22 protein-coding genes are annotated in these 23,724 nt (G+C 73.6%); 12 read left to right on the forward strand and 10 right to left on the reverse strand.

The window, feature by feature from the left end; genetic code table 11:
• Positions 1-122 precede the first annotated feature (122 nt).
• The 4 genes from ACIGXJ_RS07010 (at position 123) to ACIGXJ_RS07025 (ending at position 5,317) form a co-directional block, all read left to right on the forward strand.
• A complete protein-coding gene (locus tag ACIGXJ_RS07010) occupies positions 123-1,739 on the forward strand; it encodes a glycoside hydrolase family 13 protein (RefSeq protein WP_399642262.1) in 1,617 nt (538 codons plus the stop codon).
• Positions 1,740-1,806: 67 nt separating this feature from the next.
• On the forward strand, positions 1,807-3,129 hold the full coding sequence (locus tag ACIGXJ_RS07015; RefSeq protein WP_399642263.1) for an ABC transporter substrate-binding protein: 1,323 nt from the start codon (positions 1,807-1,809) through the stop codon (positions 3,127-3,129).
• A 5-nt stretch (positions 3,130-3,134) separates the two neighbouring features.
• The gene (locus tag ACIGXJ_RS07020) at positions 3,135-4,481 is read left to right on the forward strand and encodes an ABC transporter permease subunit (protein ID WP_399642264.1); all 1,347 of its coding nucleotides are present in this window, start codon (positions 3,135-3,137) and stop codon (positions 4,479-4,481) included.
• Positions 4,478-5,317 carry a carbohydrate ABC transporter permease gene (locus ACIGXJ_RS07025; RefSeq protein WP_399642265.1) on the forward strand — a complete coding sequence of 280 codons (840 nt, stop codon included), beginning with the start codon at positions 4,478-4,480 and terminating at the stop codon, positions 5,315-5,317. The genes ACIGXJ_RS07020 and ACIGXJ_RS07025 overlap by 4 nt, the downstream gene beginning before the upstream one ends.
• Before the next feature lie 50 nt (positions 5,318-5,367).
• Here ACIGXJ_RS07025 and ACIGXJ_RS07030 read toward each other — a convergent pair whose 3' ends face one another.
• The 5 genes from ACIGXJ_RS07030 to ACIGXJ_RS07050 form a co-directional block, all read right to left on the reverse strand.
• Positions 5,368-6,447: a CU044_5270 family protein gene (locus tag ACIGXJ_RS07030; RefSeq protein WP_399642266.1), complete on the reverse strand. Its 1,080-nt coding sequence runs from the start codon at positions 6,445-6,447 to the stop codon at positions 5,368-5,370.
• Positions 6,444-7,145, reverse strand: coding sequence for an RNA polymerase sigma factor (locus tag ACIGXJ_RS07035; RefSeq protein ID WP_399642267.1), 702 nt, complete (start codon positions 7,143-7,145; stop codon positions 6,444-6,446). The genes ACIGXJ_RS07030 and ACIGXJ_RS07035 overlap by 4 nt, the downstream gene beginning before the upstream one ends.
• An 80-nt stretch (positions 7,146-7,225) precedes the next feature.
• Complete coding sequence (locus tag ACIGXJ_RS07040; protein WP_399642268.1) at positions 7,226-8,032, reverse strand: transferase; 807 nt, start codon at positions 8,030-8,032, stop codon at positions 7,226-7,228.
• Positions 8,029-9,291 (reverse strand): glycosyltransferase family 4 protein, encoded by a 1,263-nt coding sequence (locus ACIGXJ_RS07045; RefSeq protein ID WP_399642269.1) that lies wholly within the window; start codon positions 9,289-9,291, stop codon positions 8,029-8,031. The genes ACIGXJ_RS07040 and ACIGXJ_RS07045 overlap by 4 nt, the downstream gene beginning before the upstream one ends.
• An 88-nt stretch (positions 9,292-9,379) precedes the next feature.
• A complete protein-coding gene (locus tag ACIGXJ_RS07050; RefSeq protein WP_399642270.1) occupies positions 9,380-11,128 on the reverse strand; it encodes a sigma-70 family RNA polymerase sigma factor in 1,749 nt (582 codons plus the stop codon).
• Positions 11,129-11,325: 197 nt separating this feature from the next.
• Between ACIGXJ_RS07050 and ACIGXJ_RS07055 the strand changes: the two genes are divergently transcribed.
• Positions 11,326-12,249 carry an RNA polymerase sigma-70 factor gene (locus ACIGXJ_RS07055; RefSeq protein ID WP_399642271.1) on the forward strand — a complete coding sequence of 308 codons (924 nt, stop codon included), beginning with the start codon at positions 11,326-11,328 and terminating at the stop codon, positions 12,247-12,249.
• A gap of 106 nt (positions 12,250-12,355) precedes the next feature.
• Here ACIGXJ_RS07055 and ACIGXJ_RS07060 read toward each other — a convergent pair whose 3' ends face one another.
• Both ACIGXJ_RS07060 and ACIGXJ_RS07065 read right to left on the reverse strand, forming a co-directional pair.
• The gene (locus tag ACIGXJ_RS07060) at positions 12,356-12,919 is read right to left on the reverse strand and encodes a YciI family protein (protein WP_399642272.1); all 564 of its coding nucleotides are present in this window, start codon (positions 12,917-12,919) and stop codon (positions 12,356-12,358) included.
• 254 nt (positions 12,920-13,173) lie between these two features.
• Positions 13,174-13,689 carry a TetR/AcrR family transcriptional regulator gene (locus tag ACIGXJ_RS07065; RefSeq protein WP_399642780.1) on the reverse strand — a complete coding sequence of 172 codons (516 nt, stop codon included), beginning with the start codon at positions 13,687-13,689 and terminating at the stop codon, positions 13,174-13,176.
• 310 nt (positions 13,690-13,999) lie between these two features.
• On the opposite strand from ACIGXJ_RS07065, the gene ACIGXJ_RS07070 reads away from it, so the two are divergent.
• From ACIGXJ_RS07070 to ACIGXJ_RS07085, 4 genes are all read left to right on the forward strand, one after another.
• Positions 14,000-14,653, forward strand: coding sequence for an FMN-dependent NADH-azoreductase (locus tag ACIGXJ_RS07070; protein WP_399642273.1), 654 nt, complete (start codon positions 14,000-14,002; stop codon positions 14,651-14,653).
• Positions 14,650-14,973 carry a DMT family transporter gene (locus tag ACIGXJ_RS07075; RefSeq protein WP_399642274.1) on the forward strand — a complete coding sequence of 108 codons (324 nt, stop codon included), beginning with the start codon at positions 14,650-14,652 and terminating at the stop codon, positions 14,971-14,973. Before ACIGXJ_RS07070 ends, ACIGXJ_RS07075 begins: the two co-directional genes overlap by 4 nt.
• A 97-nt stretch (positions 14,974-15,070) precedes the next feature.
• The gene (locus ACIGXJ_RS07080) at positions 15,071-15,394 is read left to right on the forward strand and encodes a hypothetical protein (protein WP_399642275.1); all 324 of its coding nucleotides are present in this window, start codon (positions 15,071-15,073) and stop codon (positions 15,392-15,394) included.
• 131 nt (positions 15,395-15,525) lie between these two features.
• On the forward strand, positions 15,526-15,999 hold the full coding sequence (locus ACIGXJ_RS07085) for a carboxymuconolactone decarboxylase family protein (RefSeq protein WP_399642276.1): 474 nt from the start codon (positions 15,526-15,528) through the stop codon (positions 15,997-15,999).
• A gap of 607 nt (positions 16,000-16,606) precedes the next feature.
• Here ACIGXJ_RS07085 and ACIGXJ_RS07090 read toward each other — a convergent pair.
• Positions 16,607-17,014: a DUF6336 family protein gene (locus ACIGXJ_RS07090; protein WP_399642277.1), complete on the reverse strand. Its 408-nt coding sequence runs from the start codon at positions 17,012-17,014 to the stop codon at positions 16,607-16,609.
• 154 nt (positions 17,015-17,168) lie between these two features.
• On the opposite strand from ACIGXJ_RS07090, the gene ACIGXJ_RS07095 reads away from it, so the two are divergent.
• Both ACIGXJ_RS07095 and ACIGXJ_RS07100 read left to right on the forward strand, forming a co-directional pair.
• Complete coding sequence (locus ACIGXJ_RS07095) at positions 17,169-18,356, forward strand: CaiB/BaiF CoA transferase family protein (protein ID WP_399642278.1); 1,188 nt, start codon at positions 17,169-17,171, stop codon at positions 18,354-18,356.
• A gap of 255 nt (positions 18,357-18,611) precedes the next feature.
• Entirely contained in the window at positions 18,612-19,400 is a 789-nt protein-coding gene (locus ACIGXJ_RS07100) for an aquaporin (RefSeq protein ID WP_399642781.1), read from the forward strand.
• A 22-nt stretch (positions 19,401-19,422) separates the two neighbouring features.
• Here ACIGXJ_RS07100 and ACIGXJ_RS07105 read toward each other — a convergent pair whose 3' ends face one another.
• A complete protein-coding gene (locus tag ACIGXJ_RS07105; RefSeq protein ID WP_399642279.1) occupies positions 19,423-20,892 on the reverse strand; it encodes a protein kinase in 1,470 nt (489 codons plus the stop codon).
• 252 nt (positions 20,893-21,144) lie between these two features.
• Here ACIGXJ_RS07105 and ACIGXJ_RS07110 point away from each other — a divergent pair, with 252 nt between their 5' ends.
• Complete coding sequence (locus ACIGXJ_RS07110; RefSeq protein WP_399642280.1) at positions 21,145-21,771, forward strand: hypothetical protein; 627 nt, start codon at positions 21,145-21,147, stop codon at positions 21,769-21,771.
• On the opposite strand, the gene ACIGXJ_RS07115 is transcribed toward ACIGXJ_RS07110, so the two are convergent.
• Positions 21,743-23,398 carry a phosphodiester glycosidase family protein gene (locus ACIGXJ_RS07115; RefSeq protein WP_399642281.1) on the reverse strand — a complete coding sequence of 552 codons (1,656 nt, stop codon included), beginning with the start codon at positions 23,396-23,398 and terminating at the stop codon, positions 21,743-21,745. The genes ACIGXJ_RS07110 and ACIGXJ_RS07115 overlap by 29 nt on opposite strands.
• Positions 23,399-23,724 lie beyond the last annotated feature (326 nt).

Here is a 23,724-nt window from a genome sequence, read left to right on the forward strand (position 1 = left end):
AACGCCAACGTCTCATCTGCCTTCGGCATGCCCCTGTGTGTCCCGATTTAGTGTGCCAACTCCTCAGTAGCTTGTGTCCAGTTCATTGACACCCCCTGGAAACAGATACCTAACATGCATGCATGTTGAGTAAGTACCGCTGGTGGCGGGACGCGGTGATCTACCAGGTCTACGTCCGCAGCTTCCTGGACAGCACCGGTGACGGGGTCGGCGATCTCGCCGGGGTCCGCGCCGGGCTGCCGTATCTGAAGAAACTGGGCGTCGACGGGATCTGGCTGAGCCCCTTCTATCCCTCGCCGCAGCACGACCACGGCTACGACGTGGCCGACTACTGCGACGTCGACCCGCTCTTCGGCGACCTCGCCGAGTTCGACCGGCTCGTGCTCGCCGCCCGCAGCCTGGGCATCAAGGTGCTGCTGGACATCGTCCCGAACCACTGCTCCAGCGAGCACCCGTGGTTCCGCGAGGCGCTCGCCGCGGCGCCCGGCAGCCCGGCCCGGGCCCGCTTTCACTTCGCCGACGGGCGCGGCCCCGACGGCGCCGAGCCGCCCAACAACTGGCACGCCATGTTCGGCGGCCCGGCCTGGACGCGTCTCCCCGACGGCCAGTGGTACCTGCACATGTTCACGCCCGAGCAGCCCGACTGGAACTGGCGCAACCCGGAGATCGCCGCCGAGTTCGACCGCATCCTGCGCTTCTGGCTCGACCGGGGCGTCGACGGCTTCCGCATCGACGTCGCCGCGGGCCTGTTCAAGCACCCCGAGCTGCCCGACTCCGACGACCCGGAGGCCGACGCCCGCACCCGCGACTCGGTCAACCCGCTCGCCTGGAACCAGCCCGAGGTGCACGACGTGTGGCGCCGGTGGCGGGCCGTGTGCGAGGAGTACGCCGAACGCGACGGCCGCGAGCGCCTCCTGGTCGGCGAGGTGTCCGTGCCCACCGCCCGTGAGCACGCGCAGTACGTCCGCCCCGACGAACTGCACCAGGCGTTCTTCTTCGACCTGCTCGGGGCGCCCTGGGACGCGGACGCCTTCCGCAAGGTCATCTCCGAGGCCATGCAGGACATCGCCGGCACCGGCTCCACGGTCACCTGGGTCCTCAACAACCACGACCAGGTCCGCACCGTCACCCGCTACGGCGAGCACGACCCGCACGGCAGCGGCCTCGGCGCCGCCCGCGCCCGTGCCGCGGCCCTGCTGATGCTGGCCCTGCCCGGAGCCGCGTACATCTACCAGGGCGAGGAACTGGGCCTGCCGGAGGTCGTCGACCTGCCCGACGACGTCCTCACCGACCCGATCTTCCGCCGCACCGGCGACCGCGCCCGCATCCGTGACGGCTGCCGGGTGCCGCTGCCCTGGTCGGGGCAGGCCTCCCCGTTCGGCTTCACCTCCGGGGCCGAGAGCGCCAAGCCCTGGCTGCCCCAGCCGGAGTACTTCGCCGAGTACGCCACCGACCGCGCCCTCGCCGACACCCGCTCCTTCTGGCACCTGTACCGCGACGGCCTCCAACTGCGGGCCGCGCTGCCCCAGTTGGGCGAGGGCGGCCTGCGCTGGCTGGACGCCCCGCCGGGGGTGCTCGCCTTCACCCGCGACGACCTGGTCTGCGCGGTCAACTTCGGCACCGCGCCCGTACCCGCGCCGGTCTCCGGCACCCCGCTGCTCGCCAGTGGCGCCTGTCCGCCCGGGATGCTCCCCGGCTCGACGGCGGCCTGGTGGATCGACGACTCACTCACCGACTGAACCCGACCGACGAACCTGACCGAACCTGACTAGACCTGACTGAACCTGACTGAAGAGGACATCAACGATGATGCGACGACGTACCACCCTGCTCAGCTGCACGGCCCTGGTCCTCGCCCTCGGCGCCACCGCCTGCGGCGGCGGCGACGTCACGGCCGGCGGCGGCGACAAGGCGCTCGGCGGCAAGACCCTCACCGTCGCCGGTGTGTGGACCGGCAGCGAGCAGAAGAACTTCCAGAAGGTGCTCGACGCCTTCGCCGAACAGACCGGCGCCAAGGCGCAGTTCGTCTCGACCGGCGACAACGTCTCCACCGTCGTCGGCAGCAAGATCGAGGGCGGCAACGCACCCGACGTGGTGATGGTCCCGCAGGTCGGCGTGCTGAAGCAGTTCGCGCAGAGCGGCTGGCTCAAGCCGCTGTCGCCGGCCGCGCAGAAGTCCGTCGACGCCAACTTCGCGCCGGTGTGGAAGAACTACGGCAGCGTCGACGGCAAGCTCTACGGCCTGTACTTCAAGGCCGCCCACAAGTCGACGGTCTGGTACAGCCCCGACGCACTCGCCCAGGCCGGGGTCGGCCAGCCCTCGACCTATCAGGAGATGCTGGAGGCCGGGCAGACCGTCGCCGACTCCGGGCTCGCCGCGTTCTCCGTCGCCGGCCAGGACGGCTGGACCCTCACCGACTGGTTCGAGAACGTCTACCTCTCCCAGGCCGGACCCGACAAGTACGACGCCCTCGCCGCCCACGAGCTGAAGTGGACGGACCCGTCGGTGGTGAAGGCGCTCACCACGCTCGGCGAGCTGTTCAAGGACAAGCAGCTGCTCGCCGGCGGCCAGAAGGGCGCCCTGAACACCGACTTCCCCGGCTCGGTGGAGAAGGTCTTCGGACCCGAACCCGAGGCCGCCATGGTCTACGAGGGCGACTTCGTGGCCGGTGTCGCCAAGGACCAGTACGGCAAGGCCATCGGCGAGGACGCCAAGTTCTACCCGTTCCCCGCGGTCGACGGCGGCACCGCGCCCGTGGTCAGCGGCGGCGACGCGGCCGTGGTCCTGAAGGACGGCAAGAACGCCGAGGCGGCGATGGCGTTCGTGGAGTACCTCGCCACCCCCGAGGCCGCGGAGGTCTGGGCCGGGGCGGGCGGCTTCCTGTCGCCGAACAAGAAGGTCGACCCCAACGCCTACAGCGACGTCACGACCCGCGCCACCGCCAAGTCGCTGATCGCCGCCGGTGATTCCGTCCGCTTCGACATGTCCGACCAGGCCCCCGCCGCCTTCGGCGGCACCAAGGGGGCCGGTGAGTGGAAGATCCTCCAGGACTTCCTGCGCGACCCGTCCAACCCGAAGAAGACGGCGGAGCAGCTGGAAGCCGCCGCGGCCAAGGCCTACAAGGACTGACGGACATGACCGCCACGCTCGTGAAAGAGACGAGCCCCCCGTCCGCCGCAGGTGCCGGGCCCGCCCGGCGCCCGCGGCGGCGCGGCCGGACCGTCGCCCTGCTCTTCGTCCTGCCCGCGCTGCTCCTGCTGGGCGCCCTGGTCGTCTACCCGGTGCTGTTCTCGGTCGGCCGCAGCTTCTTCGACGCCTCCGGCACGCGCTTCGTGGGCGCCGACAACTACACCGAGATGTTCCGCGACCCCGCCACCCTCAAGGCCGTGCGCAACACCGCCATCTGGGTCGTCGTCGCCCCCACCCTGCTCACCGGCCTCGGCCTGATCCTGGCCGTGCTGGTCGAGAAGATCCGCTGGGCCACCGCCTTCAAGCTGCTGCTGTTCATGCCGATGGCCGTGTCCTTCCTCGCCGCCGGCATCATCTTCCGCCTCGCCTACGACGAGGACCCCGACAAGGGCGTCCTCAACGCCGCGGCCGTCACCGTCCACGACGCCTTCACCGGCACCTCCTCCTACCCGACGGCCCGCGCCCGCGACGGACAGGGCCTCGCCGAGTCGGACGGCGGCTACCGCACCACCGCGGCCGTCTCGCCCGGCGACACCCTGACCCTCGGCCTGGTCGGCGTCCAGCCGAAGGACCTGCCCGAGGGGGCCGAGCCCGCCCGGGCGGCCACGGCCGCGCCCGGTGAACTGCGCGGTGTCGTCTACCTGGACTTCACCCCCGGCGGCGGAGGGCGGCAGGGCCGGGTCGACCCCAAGGAGAACGGCCTGCCCGAGATGAGCGTCGAGGCGGTCCGCGACGGAAGGACGGTCGCCTCGACGACGACCGCATCCGACGGCTCCTTCCGATTCACGGACCTCGCCGACGGCCCGTACACGGTGCGGCTGCCCGCCGCCAACTTCTCCGCACCCTACGAGGGCGTCTCCTGGCTCGGCCCCGCCCTCGTCACCCCCGCGATCATCGGCGCCTACCTGTGGATCTGGACCGGCTTCGCCATGGTCCTCATCGGCGCGGGCCTCGCCACCCTGCCCCGCGACGCGCTGGAGGCGGCCCGCATCGACGGGGCGAACGAGTGGCAGATCTTCCGGCGCATCACCGTGCCGCTGCTCGCGCCCGTCCTGACGGTCGTGTTCGTGACGCTGGTGATCAACGTGATGAAGGTCTTCGACCTCGTCTACATCATCGCGCCCGGACCGGTGCAGGAGGACGCGACCGTGCTCGCCACCCAGATGTGGCTGGTGTCGTTCGGCGGCGGCAACGACCAGGGCCTCGGCAGCGCGCTCGGGGTGCTGCTCCTGCTGCTCGTGGTCCCCGCGATGGTCTTCAACGTACGCCGCTTCCGAAGGAGTCAGCGATGAACGCCGCCCGCCGCTACCTGGGCAACGGAGCGGTCCAGGCCTTCCTGCTGATCGTCGGCCTGGTCTGGATGACACCGCTGGCCGGACTGCTGCTGTCCTCGCTGCGGTCCGCCGAGGACACCGCGAAGGGCGGCTGGTGGACCGTGTTCACCAGTCCCGGCCAGCTGTCCTTCGACAACTACTCGGCGCTGCTGGACAACGCCGGCATCACCCGCGCCTTCTGGAACACCGTACTGATCTCGGTGCCCGCCACCCTGCTGGTCGTCGTCATCGCGGCACTCGCCGGATACGCCTTCGCCTGGCTGGACTTCCCCGGGCGGGACGCCGTCTTCCTGCTGGTGGTCGCCCTGCTGGTGGTGCCGGTGCAGATCGGCCTGCTGCCGGTCGCCAAACTCTTCGGCCAGCTGGGCCTGTTCGGCACGATCCCCGGAGTGGTGCTCTTCCACGTGGCGTACGGCCTGCCGTTCGCGGTGTTCCTGCTGCGCAACTACTTCGCCGAGATCCCGAAGGAGATGCTGGAGGCGGCCCGGATGGACGGGGGCACCGAGTGGCGCATCTTCACCCGGCTCGTCCTTCCGGTGGGCCGCCCGGCCATCGCGAGCCTGGCCATCTTCCAGTTCCTGTGGGTGTGGAACGACATGCTGGTCGCCCTGCTGTTCGCGGACAGCGCCTCGCAGCCGCTGACCGTGGAACTCCAGTCGCAGATCCGCCAGTTCGGCAGCAACATCGACGTCCTGGCACCCGGGGCGTTCCTGTCCCTGATCGTGCCCGTGGCGGTGTTCTTCGCCTTCCAGCGGCACTTCGTGCAGGGCGTGATGGCGGGCTCGGTCAAGTGAGCCCGCCGGACGGCCGGTCCCGTGCGTCACGGGGCCGGCCGTCCGTCCGCTCAGCCGTCCGAGGGCGTCTGCCGGAGGCCGTCCACGATCGCCCGCCGCAGCACGGCGCTGGTGTACATGACCGTGCCCGGCTCGATCACCGGCTCCTCACCGCTGACCCGCTTCACCTGCACGGTGCGCTCGCCGAGGAACACATGGGTCTTGCGGTCGAAGATCCACTCCTCGCGCTGCCCGCTGGTCTCGTCCAGCCGGGCCACCGCCACGCCGTGCCGGCCCACCGCGTCCACCGCGTCGTTCACCACCACGACACCCGGGATCTTCGCGGCCGCCTTGAACAGCGCCGGGTAGAGGCCGGCCGGCGGATAGCTCTCGCCCAGCAGGTCCCCGATGGTGGTGAACGCCTCCTGGTCGGGCGAATTGCCCATGCCCGCCGTCTCCTTGTAGATCGTGGCGAGCAACTGGTCGGGGTCCGTGGTCAGCTTGGCCAGATAGTCGTACGACGGGGCGTTGAGGGTGGCCTTCGGGGTGTTGCCCTGCTCGTCGGGCAGGCTGAGGGTCTCGCCCTCGGGGCTGTCGTTGACGGCCGGGTCGATCAGCCAGCCCTCGGTGCCGTCGGCCGACTGCCAGACCTGCCGGCGGTGCAGCTCGTGGCTGGCCAGACTGCTCTCGTCGCCGACGGTCCGCACGAACGTCTCAGCTGTCTGCGACTCGATGTAGACGTACTGGCCGGGCTTCAGGTCCGGGTGGCCGGTGCCTGCCGCCGCCAGTGAGATCCGGTCGAGCAGCTGGGGCACGCCCCGTGTGCTCGCGGCGCCCACCGGGGTGGTCAGCACCGGTCCCGTGCCGACCCCGTCGCCGGTCTGCTCCCTGCCGTGCAGCGCCGACACGGCGACGACCGTGCCGGCGAGCGTGGCGGCGAGCGCCGGCAGCAGCACGGCCGGGCGGGTCAGCCGGCCGCGCCGGGGCTTCGCCGGGACGTGACGGTCGTGCCGTTCCTGCTGGATCTGGGCCATCAGACGCTCCTTGTGGAACTGGTGACGGCCCGCCGGCAGGTCGCGTGCCGTACCGGAGAACAGCTCGGTGCCGTCCTCCTGCTCGGCGGGACGCCTCCGGGACGAGTGCGCGTTCATCGGTTTCCTCCCTGCGCGGGCCGGACCACAGGTGTGTGATCACCCTTTGTCTGTCGGGTGAGGCGGCCGGCTTCCCGGTTTCCGGCGACTTTTTCCGCGGGCCCGCCGGTTCCGCCCGCGGCGGACGCCCCGCCGGGCGCCGAGGACGTCCCGCCGGGCGCCTCCGCCGGCTCGTCCGCCGCGAGCCGGCGCAGCTTCCCGCGGGCCCGCGACAGCCGGGAGGCGACCGTGCCGACGGGGATGCCGAGGGCCTCCGCGGCGGCCTCGTACTCCAGGCCCTCACCCAGACACAGGGCCACCACCTCGCGCTCGGTGCGGCGCAGCGTCGCGAGCGCCGTCAGGGCCCTGGCCAGGCGGCGGCGGTCGTCGACCCGATCGGCCACCGCGTCGGCGTGGTCGGGCACCGACAGCTCGGCGGCCGCCGCGGCGACGGCCGCCGCCCGGTAACGGCGGTTGCTGCGGTACTGGTTGCGCGCGGTGTTCGTGGCGATGCCGAGCAGCCACGGCCGCAGCGACCCGCCCTCGGCGTCGACCCTGTCCCGCAGCCGCCACGCCTCCATGAACGTCGCGGCCATCACGTCCTCGGCCGTCGCCCAGTCGGCGGTCAGCCGGAAGGCGTGGTTGTACACCGCGCGCGCATAGCCGTCGAACAGCTCCGCGAACGCGCTCGGATCCCCGGCCCGTATCCGGGTACGCAATTGAGTGCTCACCTCTTCGAGCTGTCCGGCACCCGGCACCGCCTTCCCGTGACCTGTGTCACATGACGGCGGCCGGGCCGTCACCCGGCGCGGCCGACCTCCAGCGCGAGGTCGTTGTCCACGGTGAAGTACGGGCGCACCGTGGCGGCGCCCACCGCGGCCGCCGGGTACACGCAGATCTCCTTGCGCCCGGCCACGTCGTCCAGCAGCCGCCCGACCCGCACCGACGGGCCGTCCGCGGCGGGCCGTACGAACAGGTCCCACATGCCGCGCCCGCCGCTCACCTCCGCGTGCTCCACATCGAAGGCGAACCCCCGCCCGTCGGCCTCCGCGCGCAGGCCCACCGTCCGCTCGGTGCCCGCCCCGCCCCGCAGACGCGCCACCACGGCCGCGCCCTCGGCCAGCGACGCCCCGTGCAGCCGGGCCGTGACCCGCGTCGAGCGGTCCGTCACCTCGACGCGGCCGGCCTCCGCGTGCGCGGTGCGCAGCCAGGCCCGTACGGCGAGGAAGCCGTCGGTGGTCGCGTAGGGCACCCGGACCGCCACCGGTGACGGCCGGTCACGGGTCTCCCCGTCGACCAGCGCCCGCAGATCCCGCAGCCCGTGCCGCAGCCGCTGCCGCTCGTCACCCGGCCCGGCGACCAGGTACAGATCCCAGCGCCCGTCCTCCAGCGCGGGCGCCTCCTCCAGCACGGCGCCCAACCGCCCGTCGCCCCCGGGCTCCAGCTCCAGCTGCCGTACGGCCGTCTCCGGCCGGCCCTTCGGCGGGCGCAGCCGCAGCAGCAGCCGGGGGTGCTCGGCCGGCGGCGCCGTGACGACGAAGTCGATCCGCCCCGCGCTGTCGACCGTGCAGTCGACCCGCGGCTCGCTGATGTGGTCCCGGCTCATCGCTGCCCCCTGCGCACCATCTGACGGGCCCGGCCCGCGGCACCGTACGCGACGTCCCGTACGGCGAATCCCTGACTGACCAGGACGCGGCCGAGTCCGCCGGCGTCCACCGCCCCCGACCCGCCGCCGCGGGCCGCGAGCGCCTCCTCGAACAGCCGCTCCGCCCTCGCGACGACGGGCCCGGGCGCGAACCGGTGCGCGTTCTCGACCGCCGTACGGCCCATGCGGCGGCGCCGCTCGTCGTCGCGGACCAGCTCCAGCAGGGCCGCGGCCAGCGCGTCGCGGTCGCCGACCGGCACCAGCCGGCCGTCCTGTCCGTCCCGGATGATCTCACCGGGCCCGAAGGGACAGTCGGTGCTCACCACGGGCAGGCCGCACCGCATCGCCTCGACGATGGTCATGCCGAACGGCTCGAAGTCGGACGTGGCCACGCCGATCGAGCCCTTCACCCACTCGGCCTCCATCGGGGCCGCCGCACCCATCAGCAGGACGTTCTCGTACAGCCCGAGCTCCTCGACCAGCCGCCGCAGCCGGGGCTGTTCGTCCCCCTTGCCGTAGATCCGCAGCCGCCAGTCCGGACGCTCGGCCGCCACCAGCGCGAACGCCTCGATCAGCAGGTCGTAGCGCTTGACCGGGACGAGCCGGCCCGCCGCGATCACCACCTTCGCGCTGCCGTCGGCGACCGGGAGCGCCGGGTCCGGGACGCTGTTCGGCAGCGCCGCCACCCGCACCCCGGGCAGCCGCATCTTGCGCCGGTACGCGGCCGCGTCGGCCTCCGTGACCGTGGTCAGCACGTCCAGCCTGCGGTAGGCCCGGCGCAGCGCGGTCCGCAGCCGGGGCGGGTGGTTGTCCAGGGTCAGGTGTTCCTGCCCGACCCGCAGCGCACGGTCCGGGCCCTGCGACGCGAGATGCACATTGAGGCCCGGCCGGGTGCCGATGAGCACGTCGGCGTCCGTGTCCGCGAGCGCCTCGGCGATCCGCTGGTCCGTCAGCTCGCTGTACTGCCGGTAGCGGTACTCGGCCACCGGGAACACGCGCGCCGGTCTCCTGTGCAGCGGATGGTCTCTCTCCTTCCGCAGGTCCACCAGTGGCCTGAGCGAGACCCGGGGGTCCAGCGCGAAGTTGGGGCGCTCGCGGTGCCGCAGCACGGAGACGATCTCCACCTCGTGCCGGTCAGCCAGGGCCTGGGCCAGATTGAACGTCGTGGTGATCGTGCCTCCGATGCCATAGGCGTTGTGCAGGAGGAAAGAGATCTTCATGAGGGTTCAGATTGCGGGACCCCCGCGCCGGTTGCCCGCCGTTACCGCATCGTGGCGTGATCGTTCTCGCCCGGCCGGCGGGCACGGCTCACATCTGGGTGCCGAACACCTGTGTCCACCACGGGCCGCCCGCGCCCCGATGGACGCCGAGACCGGTCTCCTCGACCGAGCAGTTGAGGATGTTCGCGCGGTGTCCGGGGCTGTTCATCCAGGACTGCATCACCTCGGCGGCCGTCTGCTGGCCGCGGGCTATGTTCTCCCCGTACGTGCTCCACCGGTAGCCCGCCGCCGTGATGCGGTCGCCCGGGTCCTGGCCGTCGGGGTTGGTGTGGTCGAAGAAGTCCCGGGCGGCCATGTCGTCGGAGTGCCGCTGCGCCGCGGTGTCCAGCGTGGCGTTCTGCCGGACCGGCGAGCAACCCGCCTTCGCCCGCTCGGCGTTGACCAGCGCCAGTACCTGCTCGGCGGTCGACCCGGCCGGCGCCGTCGTCTCCACCTCGGTCGGGGTGGGGGTCGGCGTGGGGGTGGGGCGTGCGGTGGTGCGCGTGGGCCGCGGCTGGGACGTGGGCTTCCGGGAGGGGCTCGGCTTCGCGCTGGGCGACGCGGAGACCTTGCGCGAGGGGGACGCGCTGGGGGAGGGGGAGGCGCTCGTCGCCGAGGGGGCGGGGGCGGCGAGCGCGGTGGTGCGCTCGGAGGTCTCCAGCGCGGTCGGCGTCCGCCGTACGTCGTCGCCGTCGCCCGGTATCAGCAGCGCCGCACTGCCGCCGCCCGCGACCAGCGCCGCCACGGCCGCGACCGCGACCCGCCGCCGACGCCTGCGGCGCAGACTGTGGCGCTGGTGGACACGGCTGGTGTGCGGGCCGGCCGCGTCGGCGGGGGCGGAGGTCACGAGGGGGTCGCCGGCGCCGTGGGCGGGCTGTACGGCGGTGTCGTGCGGGTCGCCGTACGCGGTGGCGTCATGCGGGTCGCCGTACGCGGTGGTTCCGTGCGCGTCGGTGGAGTACCCGGCGGGGCCGTGCGGGTCGCCGTACGACCCGGGCGTCCAGGCGTTCGCTGCCGGCGCCACGTACTCCTCGGGCCGCATCGCCGCCAGGGTGGCGCCGAGCGGGACCAGGGCCAGGCCGACGAGGAGTCCCTCCGCGGGGGCGAGGCCCGTGCCCAGGCCGCCGCAGACCGTGCAGTCACGGGTGTGCCGGGCCAGCCGCTTGCGCCACAGCGCCGACGGCACCCCGTCCCAGGAGGCCACCAGGTCGTCCAGCAGCACACAGCGGGGCACGGTCGCCAGGGCGCGCACCACCAGGCGGGCCGCCTCGAGCCGTTCCTTCATCCGCTGCACGCGCACGGCCGTGTGCTGCGGGGTCAGCTCCATCGCGGCAGCGACCTCGGCCCGGGTGAGCCGCCCGGCCGCCTCCAGCCACCACAGCGCGAGCAGTTCCCGGTCGTCGGGGTCCAGCCAGCGGGCCGCCTCCGCGACCTCGCGGCGCTGCCCGGACAGGCCGAGCCGCAGGATGGTCAGCGCCTCGAAGTCGGCGCCGGGGTCGGGCACGTCGTACGCCTCGTGCAGCGCGGCGTGGTGGTCCCGGTGCCGGCTGCGGACGCGGTTCATGGCGATGGCGACCAGCCAGGAGCGGAAACCCGCGGGGTCGCGCAGCGAGCCGAGCCCGCCCAGGGCGCGGATCATCGTCTCCTGGACCACGTCGTCCACGTCGGCGTGCCCGTCCAGGGCCCGGCCGACGATGTTGTAGACCAGCGGCAGGTAGGCGGTGACGAGTTCCTGCTGGGCCCGTCGGTCCCCCTGCTGCGCCGCCTTCACCAGCGCCGCTTCGCCTCGGCTGCTCACGCTACGACCACTCTTTTCCTCGCTCCTGCCCGCGTGCGGCTCCCACCGCGCGCGGCCCGTCACAGGGGAGACCCTGCGCCGGGCGCGGGAATAACACAATTTTTCGACGGTACGGATGGTGCATGTCACAACGGAGGGGTGCTGTCTCGTCCTTGACAGGAGAGCCGATTTCGTAGGGACGTCGAGGAGGAACCGGCATGAACCGGACCGAGGAGTTCGAGGAGCTGCGGCCCCTGCTGTTCTCCATCGCCTACCGCATCCTGGGCAGCGTCAGCGAGGCCGAGGACGCCGTCCAGGAGACCTGGCTGCGCTGGGACGCCTCCACGACCCGGCCCGCCTCGGCCCGGGCGTTCCTGTCGGCGGTGGTCACCCGGATCTCCATCGACGTACTGCGCTCGGCGCGCGTGCGCCGGGAGGCGTACGTCGGCCCGTGGCTGCCCGAGCCGCTGCTGACCGACACCTACGAGGACCCGGTGCGCTCGGCGGAGCTGGCCGACTCGGTGTCGATGGCGGCCCTGTTGCTGCTGGAGCGGCTCAGCCCGCTGGAGCGGGCCGTGTTCGTGCTGCGCGAGGTGTTCGGCTTCGGCTTCTCCGAGGTCGCCTCCGCGGTGGGCCGCTCCGAGGCCGCCTGCCGCCAGCTCGCGGTGCGTGCCCGCCGGCACATGGAGGCCGGGCGCCCCCGCTTCGAGGCGGACCGCCGTGAGCGCGAGGAACTCGCCGCCCGCTTCTTCGACGCGGTCCGCGAGGGCGACGTGGACGCGCTGCGCGAACTGCTCGCCGCCGATGTGCAGGTCGTCGGCGACGGCGGCGGCCGGGCCCCGCAGGCCGGCGCGGGCGTCCTCGGTGCCGAGCGGGTGGCCCGCCACTTCGCCTTCCTCTTCCCCGCGCTGGTACGGATCGGCGTCACGGGCGAACAGCGCGAGATCAACGGCCAGCCCGGCGCGGTCTTCCGCGACCGCGACGGCAAGGTCCTCGGCACCTGGGCCCTCGACGTCCTCGACGGCCGCATCCAGACCGTCCGCGCGGTCAGCAACCCGGAGAAGCTCCACCACGTCGGCCCGGTGGCCGACCCGTGGGCCGTCTTCCACGAGCTGCACCGCGCGTGGCGGGGCCGGGAGTGAACGGTGCCCGCGTGATCGGCCGTGCCCTGCGGGCGGGGTTCCCATGGGGCGGTCCGCGTGGCGCGACGGCCGACGCGGTCGCCTTTCCGTGGAGGGGGCGTGGGTGTTACCTGCGCCCGCCGAACTCCCAGGAGTACACCTCGATCGCGGCGTAGCCGTCGGCGGTGAGCAGGGCGCGTGCCGCGGCGGCGTCCGGTGCGCGCAGCAGCGCCGCCGTGCCCAGCCACGCCGTGCCGTCGTCGGACAGCAGCGGTCCGTACGCGATCAGGTCGTCCTCCCGGCCGGGCGGTACGGCGAGGTCGGCGGCCTCGCCCTGTCCGGAGCCGAGCCCGAGGACCAGGTAGCGGTTGCCGCCGGCACGGCCGCCCGGGAACTCCCACATCGTCCGGCCCAGCCGATCGCGCCACCGCCGCAGCATGACGTCCCGGTATCCGCCGGCCTGGTACGTCGGCTCGTCGAACGCGAACGCGCGCGCCGCCGCGGGGTCCGGCAGGTCGAGGATGTGCACGCTGCCGACGAGCGGGTCGTCGTCGCCGTCCCCGGCGAAGAGCGGGCCGCGGGCGATCATGCGGTCGGCGTAGCGGTCCATGTAGGACCAGTGCTCCTCCAGCAGTCTCTCGCGCAGGGGGAGGGATCCGGGCCGGTCACGGTGGAAGCAGAAGAACTCCATAGGCCCGGACCCTCGCCCACTCGCGGCCCGGGCTCAACGGGTTTTCGCCAGTTGCTCCTGGACGCGGGAGGGGGGCGGACCCACTCGAACCGCGCCACCCGCTCCCCGCAACCTCGGTCCGCCGTCGCGGCGGCGGACCCGGGCGACGGCGCCGGGGGACCCATGAGGGGCTGCCCGTACGGCGGCTGGGGGGAGGCGTCCGTGGCCTGCCGCGCGGTTCCCGGAGGCTTCCCGTCACCGCGCGGCCGGCCGCTTCAGCCGGCCGTCGCCGCCCTCGCCAGCCGTCCCAGCGCGGCCTTGATCCGGTCCGGTGCCACTCCCTGCGCCCGCTGCTGGAGGAACACCTCCGGAGCCAGCGGCGCGAGCAGGCCGTCCACCAGCGCCTCCGGGTCCGCGGCACGGGACTCGCGCAGCAGGACCAGGACGTGCGCCCGCCAGAAGCCGTACGCGCCGACGGTGAAGCGCTTCTCGCCGGTCTCGGCGCCCAGGACCAGATGGCTGTGGGCGTCGAGCAGGTCGACCATGGCGGCGTAGAACGCGGCGAGCCGCTCCGGGGCGGGCGCGCCGGGGCCCAGCGGGGGAGCGCCGCGCAGCAACTCCTCCTGGAGGCGGTGTTCGTGCTCGTCGAGGAGGGCCGCCGCGATGGAGGCGACGTCCGGGTAGCGGCGGTAGAGCGTGCCCCGGCCGATGCCCGCCGCGCGGGCGACGTCCTCCATCGTGACCGACCGTGGATCACTGGCGGCGAACAGCTCCGCGGCGGCGGAAAGCACTTTGGCCCGGTTCCGGGCGGCGTCCGCGCGCTCCTTACCCTTCCCGCGCCCGGCCGTCTCCCCGTGCCCGGTCGGCGGCTCGTACCCGGGCCCGGTGGGCAACCCCTGCCCGGCCGACGACGCGTCCGCGGCCGTCTCCGTGCGGCTCGTGATCTCGATGCGGCCCTGCTTCTCTTCGTGACCGCCCTTCGTGTCCATGGGGTACAGCCTACCGGAATAACTGGACGCCCTGTCCGGTTGAGCCTCTCGTCCGGTATAACTGGACGCTGTGTCCGGTTACTGTTCCGGCCGATTCCGAGAGGACCCCGTCATGACCACGCTGCTGCACATCGACGCCAGTGCCCGCCGCCAGTCCTTCAGCCGGGAGGTGGGCGACGCCGTCGCCGCCGCCTGGCGCGCGTCCCACCCCGGCGGCACCTACGTCCACCGCGACCTCGCCCGTACGCCCGTCCCGCAGATCGGCGAGGCGTGGACCGAGCTGTGCGACTACGTGCTGGAGCACGGGATCACCGACACCGCGCGCTACCGGGAGGCCGTGCGCACGCCCGCGCAGGAGGCGGCCTGGGCGGTCGTCGAGCCGCTGCTGTCCGAACTCGTCGCCGCCGACGCCGTGTTGATCGCCACGCCGATGTACAACTACTCGATCCCGGCGTCCCTCAAGGCATGGATCGACCAGGTCACCTTCCCGCGGATGTCCCTGGCCGGGCGGCGGTTCGCCGTGGCGTACGCGCGCGGCGGGGCGTACGGCCCGGGCGCCCCGCGCCACCCGTACGACCACCAGGAGCGCTATCTGCGCGACTTCTTCGCCGGCCACTTCGCCGTGCCCGAGGAGGACATGACCTTCCTCGGCACCGAACTGGTCAACTCCCTCGTCGATCCGGCCCTCGCCGACCGGCGCGGCGCGCACGAAGCGTCCCGCGCGGCCGCGCTGGAGGCCGCCCGCAAGACAGGAGAGTCCCTGTGAACTGGCTGCTCCTCATCGCCGCCGGCCTGGTGGAGGTCGGCTGGTCGCAGAGCATCAGGCCCACGGCAGGCTTCACCCGTCCGCTGCCCACCCTGCTCTGCTTCGCGCTCGCCGCCGTCGCCGTCTATCTGCTGTCCCTGGCGATGCGGGGACTGCCGGTGGGCACGGCCTACGCGGTCTTCACCGGCATCGGCGCGGCCGGCGCCATCACGCTGGGCGTCGTCGTCCACAAGGACCCGGTGACCCTCGGCCGCCTCCTCGCCCTCGCCCTGATCATCGGCGGGGTGGCGCTGTCCCACGCGACGGCCCCGGCCGAGTGAGGGGCCGGGCGCCGGCCCGGGTGCGCGCCGTCCGAGTGCCCCGACACACCCGCGAGCCGGGCCTCGGCGCTCTCGGCGGCGCCGCTACCCTCGACGCGTGAACGACCTTTCGCCATACGGCCGGTACCGCGACGACGCGGCGGTGCTCGCAGCGATCGGGGCGCGTGTCGAAGCGCAGACCGCCCGGGTCACCGTGCGACTTCCCCAGGACCTCGCCGACGCGGCGGTCGCCGCGTGGGAGCGCGACGAACGGCGGGCGCCCGTCCGGGAGACGCCCGAACGGCACCGGCTGCGCGATCACGCCGCCGAGCTGGCGCTGATCGGCCTCGCCATCTCCGAGCGGGGCCGCCGCGAGGGCGGGGCCGTCCTGGTCGACCTGGACATCGCGGCGGCGGGCGCGGCGGTACGGGCCGCGCAGTAGCGGCCGGCCTGCCGGTCCCGGTGACGCCGCCCCCCTCGGGTGACGCGGGTCACATGCCGGTGTCTGTCACATCGTTCCTCCGCGGCGCGTCAGTGAGGTGAGGCAAACGACGGCATGCGAGGGAGATCACGATGGAAGCCCGTTTCGGCTACTACGGCAACGCGGTCGCGCAGAAGTTCGCGAAGTACGTCAACTCGGCGGGCAAGGCCGTCTCCGACTCGGCGCTGCCGGGGGCGGTGCAGGAGCTGGTGAAGATCCGTGCGAGCCAGATCAACGGCTGTGGTTTCTGCACGGACATGCACACCAAGGACGCGGCGCACGCGGGGGAGACGCAGACGCGGCTGAACCTGGTCGCGGCGTGGCGGGAGGCGAAGGTGTTCACGGAGGCCGAGCGGGCCGCGCTGGAGCTGACCGAGCAGGGGACCCGGATCGCCGACGCGGCGGGCGGGGTGAGCGACGAGGCGTGGGCGGACGCGGCGAAGCACTTCGACGAGGACCAGCTGGCGGCCCTGGTGTCGCTGATCGCGCTGATCAACGCCTACAACCGGATGAACGTCATCGTCCGGCAGCCGGCCGGCGACTACCGGCCCGGCCAGTTCGGCTGACCTACAGACGGATCCGGCCGGGAGGGGACGGTTCACGACTGATCCCCTCCCGGCGGCGTGGCGCGCGCGGCGGCCTGGCACTATCTGTGGACGGGGGAGTCGGTGGTTGTCAGTGGTGGTCCCTACGCTGTCCTGCAGCGCCGTCCGACCCCGCTGGTTCCCGTTGACCGAGAAGGCAGGCAGATCCCACCGTGTTCCTCGAAACTCCCATCTACAGCCGCCTCGTGGCCGAACGCGGCGACATCCCCGCCCAGGTGAGCGGTGAAGCCGACCGGCTGCGCCGTGAGTTGGCGCGAGTGATACCACCCGCGCCCCCCGCGGGCCCTCCCCATCACCACCACCAGCAGCAGCACCGCCCGGCGGAGACCTGGACGGGAGGCGCACCGACCGGACCGTGAGTCCGGCCCGGCGACGCCTCATGGCCGGCCACGGGCCGGCCAGGGGCACCCCCCCCGGGCACCCCCTCGAAGCCGTGCGGGAAGCGCCCGGTAACTCGGCCACCACCGCCGGACGGTTGCTCCTCCAGCCCGTCCGCCGCCCAGCCCTCGCCGACGGGCCACCGCCGAAGAACCCCACGGCCTTCCCACCCGAGGACCGGCCCGCAGGGTCAGTGGCTGTACAGCCAACTGCCGTACGGCGCCCCGTCCACCAGCTGGTACAGCCCGATCGCGGCGGGCGCGACGACCAGGGCGAGCGCGCCGAGCCGCACGAAGACCGGGGTGACCACGGTGGGGCCCTCCCACTGGCTCGTGACGCTGCGCCAGTCCCTCACCCGCCGGAGGTCACCGTCGCACGCGGACCAGAAGTACAGGCCGATGAGCAGCAGGAAGCCCCCGCCGATGAGGCACATCCCGCTGACGCCGGCCAGGAACTCAAGACGCTCGTCGTGGTCGCCCTCGGCCAGCGCCGCCACGGCCGCCACCGTCGCGCCGACCACCCCGAACATCGCCCCGCGCAGCACCACGCTTCCCAGCCGCAGACGCGGCGACAGCACACCTTCGTCGTCCCGTCGCATGCGGGCACAGTAGCGCCGCCCCGACACCATGGACGAAACGGCCTGCCCGCGGGGGTGGCGCCTGTACACCGTGTCCAATGTCCCGTGCCGCGGGTCGTCCCCACAATGACGTCCCTGGCAGGCGGGAACGGCTTGAAGGGGACACGCGATGCGGATGAGCCCGGGAAGCGGCGACGCGCGGGACGGCGGGACCCCGGCGGTGCGCCTGCCGCTGGAGGGGGTGCTCGTCGCCGACTTCGGCCGCGTGCTGGCCGCCCCGTACGCGACGATGCTGCTCGCCGATCTGGGCGCCGACGTGATCAAGGTGGAGCAGCCCGGCACCGGCGACGACGCGCGCGCGTGGGGGCCGCCGTACGCCCACGGTGAGGCCACCTACTACCTGTCCGTGAACCGCAACAAGCGCTCCCTGACGCTCGATCTGCGCAACACCGACGACCTGCGGCGGGCCAGGGAGCTGGTGCGCCGCGCCGATGTGCTGTTCGAGAACTTCCGGCCCGGCACGATGGACAAGTACGGAATCGGCTACGCGTCCGCGCGGGAACTCAACCCCGGTCTCGTCTACTGCTCGGTGACCGGCTTCGGGGCCGGCGCGGGGGCCGCGCTGTCCGGCTACGACCTGCTGATCCAGGCGGTCGGCGGGCTGATGAGCGTGACCGGCCCGGCCCCCGGGCAGCCGGTGAAGACCGGCGTCGCCGTGGTGGACGTGCTCACCGGACTGCACGCCGTCGTCGGCGCGCTCGCCGCGCTGCGGCACCGCGACGCGACCGGGCAGGGCCAGCACGTCCAGGTCGACCTGCTGTCCTGTCTGCTGTCCAGCCTCGTCAACCAGGCCGCCGCCCACACCCTGACCGGACGCGTGCCCGGCATCCTCGGCAACCGGCACCCGTCGATCGCGCCGTACGAGGTGTTCCAGGCGCGGGACCGGCCGTTCGTGCTCGCGGTCGGCAACGACCGGCAGTTCGCCGCGCTGTGCCGCGGCCTGGACGCGCCCGAGCTCGCCGGCGACCCGCGGTTCGCCACGAACACCGACCGCGTGGCGCACGTCGAGGACCTGGCCCGGCTCATCGGCGCGCTGCTGGCGCGGCGCACCGCGTCCGAGTGGTTCGACCTGCTCACCCCGCTGGGCGTGCCCTGCGGCCCGGTGAACGACCTGGCCCAGGCCTTCGAACTCGCCGAACGGCTCGGGCTCGCGCCCCGCGCCACCGTCCCCGCGGCCGACGGGAGGCCGATGGACCTCGTCGCCAACCCGATCGGCCTGTCCGCCACACCCCCGCACCACACCCGCCGCCCGCCCGCGCTCGGGGAGCACACCGACGACCTCAGGGCCTGGCTGGACTCCTGACGGCCACGGCACCGGGCCTGGCCGGTGGCCGCGGCCACCAGGGGCTTAGGCGTCACCGGCAATGTGCCACTATCGGTGCGGACGACGTCGGTCCCACGCCCGTACCCCGCGCGAGGTGGACGTCCTTCCTCACCTGCCGGTCGGTTCGCAGACCTCGCGGAGACCGTGCGCACCACCGCCGGACCAACGTCCAGCGGTTCTGCCCTGTCCCATCGCCCTCGTGGCGAACTCTGTCGAGGAGAACTGTTGACGTCCATGGAGGCCACCCGGCACGAGAGAGCCGGGGAGTCCGTGACCGCCGCCCCGACCGGTGCCGAGACGCCGCACGCGCCGCGGCCGGCCCTGCCCGTCCCCCCGCCGCTGCGTGCGAGAGCGGCGGCCGAACTCCTCGGCACCGCCGCCCTCGTGGCGGTCGCCGTGGGGGCCGGCATCCAGGCCGGCCGGCTGACCGACGACGCGGGTCTGCAACTGCTGGCCTGCTCGCTCGCGACCGCGTTCGGCCTCGGCGTCCTCATCACCCTGTTCGGGCCGGTCTCCGGAGCGCACCTGAACCCCGCCGTCACCCTCGCCGAGTGGTGGACCGGCCGCAGCCTCGGCGTCGGGGTCACGCTGCGGGAGACGGCCGTGTACGTCACGGCGCAGGTCGCCGGCGCCTTCGCGGGCAGTGTGCTGGCCGACGCGATGTTCGGCGAGCCGCTGGTGAGAGCGTCCACGCACGACCGTTCCGGCGGGCCCGTGCTCCTCGGCGAGGCCGTCGCCACCGCGGGCCTGATCCTGCTGGTCTTCGGCCTGGCCCGTACCGGCCGGCTGCGCTTCGCCCCGGTCGCCGTCGCCTCCTACATCGGCGCCGCGTACTGGTTCACCTCGTCCACGTCCTTCGCCAACCCGGCGGTGACGATCGGCCGCGCCTTCACCGACACCCCGGCGGGCATCGCGCCCGGCTCGGTCGCCGGGTTCGTCGGTATGCAGCTGGCGGGGACCGTCGTAGGACTCGCCCTGGTGGCCCTGGTCTTCACTCCGGGGCGCAACCGCACCTCGGGGTGAGCCCGGCCGGGCCCTGACGGCCTCAGTCGTCCTCCCGGTCCTCCTCCTCGGACTTCTTGTGCTTCTTGCCGTCCTCCTTGCCGTCCTCCGTGTCCTTCTCGTCGCTCATGACGACGGACGCCGTCGGCGTCGGCTCCGGGGTCTCGGCGGCGGGCCGGTCCGGGGAGGAGGGGGAGGATGACGCGGACGGGCCGGCGGGGGAGGCGTCGTCGCTGTCACCGGAGGACAGGCTGGCACCCAGAGCCGCCGACGCGCCGAACACCAGGACGCCGCCGACGGCGAACAGCACCTTGGGGGAGAGGCCCGCGCGCGGCCGGGCGGGACGCCGTCGCCCCCCGGCCGGCCGGGCCGACCGGTCCCCCGGTGACGGCACGGGCGGGACCGCACCGGAGGCGGGCTCCGGCGAGGCCGCGGGGAGGGTGTGCGCCGAGGCGGCGGCAGGGAGGGTGTGAGCCGGTGGCGTGCCGCCGAACCCACGCGCCTGCCGTGCGGCGGCGTACCCCTGCTCCGGCGGGGCGGCGGCGAACCCCTGCTCCGGCGGGGCGGCGGCGAACCCCCGCTCCGGCGGGGCGGCGGCGAACCCCCGCTCCGGCGAGGGGGCGGCGACCCCCCGCCCCCGCACCCCGCCCGTGTACCCCTGCCCCTGCGCCGCCGCGGGATAGGCGTGCTCCTCCGCGGTCCGGTGGGGCGCGGCGGGCAGCGCCGTCAGCCAGGTGGCGGCCTCGCCCGCGGTAGGACGCCGGGCCGGGTCCTTCTCCAGCAGGCGCAGCACGAACTCGGACAGCGGCTGGGGTATGTCGGGACGCAGCCGGGCGGGCGGCACCGGCGCGGCGTCCACCTGCTGCTGGACCACGGCCAGGCTCGTCGCCCCCGTGAACGGTGGGCGCCCGGTGAGCAGTTCGTACAGCAGGCAGCCCATCGCGTAGACGTCGCAGGCGGGTTCGGCCGGACGGCCCAGGGCGCGCTCGGGGGCCAGATAGGCGGCCGAGCCGACGACCGTGCCGGTCGCGGTCAGCGCACCGGCGGCCGCGTCGGCGAACCGTGCGATGCCGAAATCGGTGATCTTCGCGACGCCGTCGGCGGTCAGCATCACATTGGCCGGCTTGATGTCCCGGTGGATCACGCCCTGACGGTGCGCGGCCGCGAGACCGTTCGCCAACTGCCCCACGATCCGCGCCGCTTCGCCCGGCGGCAGGGTGCCGCGCAGCGACCGCTCCTGGGCCAGGCTCCAGCCCTCCACCAGCTCCATGACCAGGTACGGCTGCCCGGCGTGCGACCCGAAGTCGTAGACGCCCACCACATGGGGGTGGTTGAGGCGGGCCGCGGTCTGCGCCTCCAGGTGGAAGCGCGCGGTGTCCTTCTCCGCCGCCTCACCGGTCAGCAGCTTCAGGGCGACCGGCCGGTTCAAGGTCTGGTCGGTGGCCCGCCACACCTCGCCCATCGCGCCGCGTCCCAGCGGAGTCTCCAGCACATACCGCCCCGCCACCAGCACGTTCGTCGTCCCTTCCCCCTGCACCGGACAGCCACTGAGGAACCCCTCGCCGTCCGGGGGCCGTTCCTCACGCCGTCATGATCGCAGACGGGAGCCGACCCGTGGTCCACGCGGTGTGCGGGGGCCCCGGCGGGCGGTCCGCGTGCCCGGACACCGGCTGACGAACGTGGCCGGCCGACCCTTTCCTCAGGTTCTGCTCAGAACGACGCCGATACGGCCGAACCGTGCCCGCCCCCTGCCTAGCGTGGGCCCGTGTCTACCGTGACCCGCCGCCGGCGGAACCCTGTCTGGCTGCTGACCGTACTGGCCGCCGCGGCCTGCACCGCCCCACCGCAGCACTCGGCCGATCCACGACCGGCCGATCCACGACCGGCCGATCCACGACCGGCCGATCCACGACCGGACGATCCACGACAGGCCGATCCACGACAGGCCGATCCACGACCGGACGCGCCGAGCGCCTCCCCGGCCGGGGCGGCGACGGCCGGGACGGCCGGGCAACCGGTGGCCGTCACCCCGCCGTCGCTCGACGGGGGAACCGGCGAGACCCTGGCCGGCCGGTACGGACCGGCCCGCGGCGGCGCGGCCTTCTCGTACGACGCCGGGCCAGGGGGCGAGGCCCTTGTCGTGGCGGTGAGTTGCCGCGGCACGGGCGAGGTGACCGTGGACCTGCCCGCGCTCGCGGTGCACTTCTCGCACACCTGCTCCCCGGACGAACCGGCCGTGGTGCAGAACGAGTTCGCGCTGGCGGGCGCCCGCAGGCCCGGGACGGTGTCGGTCACCGCCCCCTCGACGGTGGTGTGGGCGGTGACCGTGGGCCGTGGCCTGACGCCCGGGGAGGGCGGGGAACCTACCGGGCCGAAGGCGGCAGGATCATGAGGGCGTCCCCGTCGGGGCGTTCACCGGTGCGGTCGCTGGGGGTGCCCTGGAGGGCGTTGTTCACGACCATCGCGGTCGAGCCGCCGCCGTCGAGGTTGAGGGCGTTCACCGCGCCGAGGCTGCGCATGACCGCGGCGGTCTCGGGGGTGCTCAGGCCGACCGTGTAGCCGGGCCGGCGTCCGTCGGCGGTGAGCAGGACGATCTTTCCGTCCTTGGTGACACCGGCCGCGGTACGCGGATTGCGGCGCAGGTACCAGGCGTTGAACAGGGCCTCACGGTCGGAGCCCGCGATCTCCACGGGGCCCCAGCCGTCGCGGACGGGGTCCAGGGCCGTCCGGCCGTTGCGCAGCAGCAGCGGGGCGCCGTTGATGACGGACGTCTTGGAGGTGACCGGCACCCGGGCGCCGCTGTCGGAGTCCACCACCGCGCTGCGCACGGTCAGCCGGTCACCGACGCGGGCGTGGTCGCGCAGCCACTGGGCCCCGGTCCCGGTGCCCTGGAGCAGGGTGCCCCGCGCGGGCACCGCACCGCCCCGGCTCTGCTGTACGGCGGTCACACGGCCGTCGGCGTCGAGGGTGGCCTGATAGCCGGCTCCCGACGGGGCGGTGGTGCCGAACTTCGGGGTGATGGCCAGGAGTTCGTTGTCGTTGCCGCAGGTGTATTCCTGGAAGGGGTGGGAGAAGGGCGTGGCGGTGCCGACGCCGCCGCAGTTCACGATCAGCCCGGCCTGCCGGTTGAGGCCGGTCACCTGGCGGGTGACGCCGGCGTCGGTGCGCACGCTGAGGCTGGTCCGCAGCCGGCGCACGGCCGAGCCCCGGCCGGAGTCGGCCGGGATGACCAGCGCGGGCCGGTCGTTCACAGCCTCCGAGACGAGGTTCCCGCCGACGACCGAGATGCCGGCGAGGTCGCCGTCGGTGCCGGTCAGTCCGGGGCCGGGGGTGTGCCGGCCGCTGTCGATGACGAAGAACCCGCCGTTGACCGCGGCGAGGGCGCCGGTGCGCCGTGCCATCGAGCTGGTGGTCTCCCGGCCCGGGACGATCCCGCTGGCCAGTTCGGAGCGCAGCCGGCCGGTGAACCTGGCCGGGTCGACGACCAGGACGTCCAGTGACCAGGGGCCGGTGGTGGGCTGTCCGTCCTCGCTGGTGTGGTGGACCACGCCGGTCAGACCGCGGGAGACCATCTCGCTGCGGGCCCGGTTGGCGGCGGTCTGGTCGGCGTACCTGCCCACCCGCACCATCATGCCGAGCGGCTCGTCCTCGGTGCCCCGGGGGTCGGGTCCCGCGGTGGGGTCGAGCCGCGGCTCGTACCCGGCGGCACGGACTCTGCGCTCCAGCTCGGCGACCTCCTCGTCGGTGGTGCCGACGCCGATCGTGACCGTCCAGAAGTCGTCCGCCGAGGCCCTGCCGCGTTCGATCGCGATGTGGGTGACGCCCGGTGCGACGGTCCGGGAGGTGCGGGTCTCGTCCAACGTGACCGGTCCGAGGGGAAGTTCGGCGGGGATTCTCGCCGCGGCCCGTTCCGCCGGGGGCTGGTCGGTCGCCGCCGTCTCGTCGGCCACCGAGGTGGCGATCGTGCCGGCGACCAGGCAGGCGGCCAGCGCCCCGCCGATCATTCCGCGTCGTGCCATTCGGTTGCTCATGCGGAGCCCTTTCAGGTACGTCGGCCAGGGAGTCGTCTGTGACCGTGCCCGGCGCGTGTGTCGCGCAGGGGGCCGTCCACTCGATGTGCGGTTACGGAGGGTTGACGTGATGGGTGGCGAGGCGCGCACGCGGGCATGGCGAAGCGCGCGCGGTGCGGTGGCGGAATCCGGGGCGCGGGGCCGGGTCGGCCCACGGCGTCCGTCAGAGGGGGGATATGACCTTGCGCGGTCGCAGTGCCGCCGCGGTGTGTGGCAGGGAGCGCGTCGAAGTCCTCACGCCGGTGCCACCTTCCGTTCCGGATGCGTCCCGCCGG

It is taken from the genome of Streptomyces sp. NPDC053367 (assembly GCF_044545925.1).
Lineage (GTDB): Bacteria > Actinomycetota > Actinomycetes > Streptomycetales > Streptomycetaceae > Streptomyces.

Bases quoted from the DNA above. Each gene is read 5' to 3' on its own strand.
- ACIGXJ_RS07100 (WP_399642781.1), top strand. From the start codon at position 18,612: ATGGAGGCCACCCGGCACGAGAGAGCCGGGGAGTCCGTGACCGCCGCC.
- ACIGXJ_RS07020 (WP_399642264.1), top strand. From the start codon at position 3,135: ATGACCGCCACGCTCGTGAAAGAGACGAGCCCCCCGTCCGCCGCAGGT.
- ACIGXJ_RS07095 (WP_399642278.1), top strand. From the start codon at position 17,169: ATGAGCCCGGGAAGCGGCGACGCGCGGGACGGCGGGACCCCGGCGGTG.
- ACIGXJ_RS07055 (WP_399642271.1), top strand. From the start codon at position 11,326: ATGAACCGGACCGAGGAGTTCGAGGAGCTGCGGCCCCTGCTGTTCTCC.
- ACIGXJ_RS07090 (WP_399642277.1), bottom strand. From the start codon at position 17,014: ATGCGACGGGACGACGAAGGTGTGCTGTCGCCGCGTCTGCGGCTGGGA.
- ACIGXJ_RS07025 (WP_399642265.1), top strand. From the start codon at position 4,478: ATGAACGCCGCCCGCCGCTACCTGGGCAACGGAGCGGTCCAGGCCTTC.
- ACIGXJ_RS07045 (WP_399642269.1), bottom strand. From the start codon at position 9,291: ATGAAGATCTCTTTCCTCCTGCACAACGCCTATGGCATCGGAGGCACG.
- ACIGXJ_RS07060 (WP_399642272.1), bottom strand. From the start codon at position 12,919: ATGGAGTTCTTCTGCTTCCACCGTGACCGGCCCGGATCCCTCCCCCTG.
- ACIGXJ_RS07085 (WP_399642276.1), top strand. From the start codon at position 15,526: ATGGAAGCCCGTTTCGGCTACTACGGCAACGCGGTCGCGCAGAAGTTC.
- ACIGXJ_RS07030 (WP_399642266.1), bottom strand. From the start codon at position 6,447: ATGAACGCGCACTCGTCCCGGAGGCGTCCCGCCGAGCAGGAGGACGGC.
- ACIGXJ_RS07015 (WP_399642263.1), top strand. From the start codon at position 1,807: ATGATGCGACGACGTACCACCCTGCTCAGCTGCACGGCCCTGGTCCTC.
- ACIGXJ_RS07010 (WP_399642262.1), top strand. From the start codon at position 123: ATGTTGAGTAAGTACCGCTGGTGGCGGGACGCGGTGATCTACCAGGTC.
- ACIGXJ_RS07040 (WP_399642268.1), bottom strand. From the start codon at position 8,032: ATGAGCCGGGACCACATCAGCGAGCCGCGGGTCGACTGCACGGTCGAC.
- ACIGXJ_RS07115 (WP_399642281.1), bottom strand. From the start codon at position 23,398: ATGGCACGACGCGGAATGATCGGCGGGGCGCTGGCCGCCTGCCTGGTC.
- ACIGXJ_RS07070 (WP_399642273.1), top strand. From the start codon at position 14,000: ATGACCACGCTGCTGCACATCGACGCCAGTGCCCGCCGCCAGTCCTTC.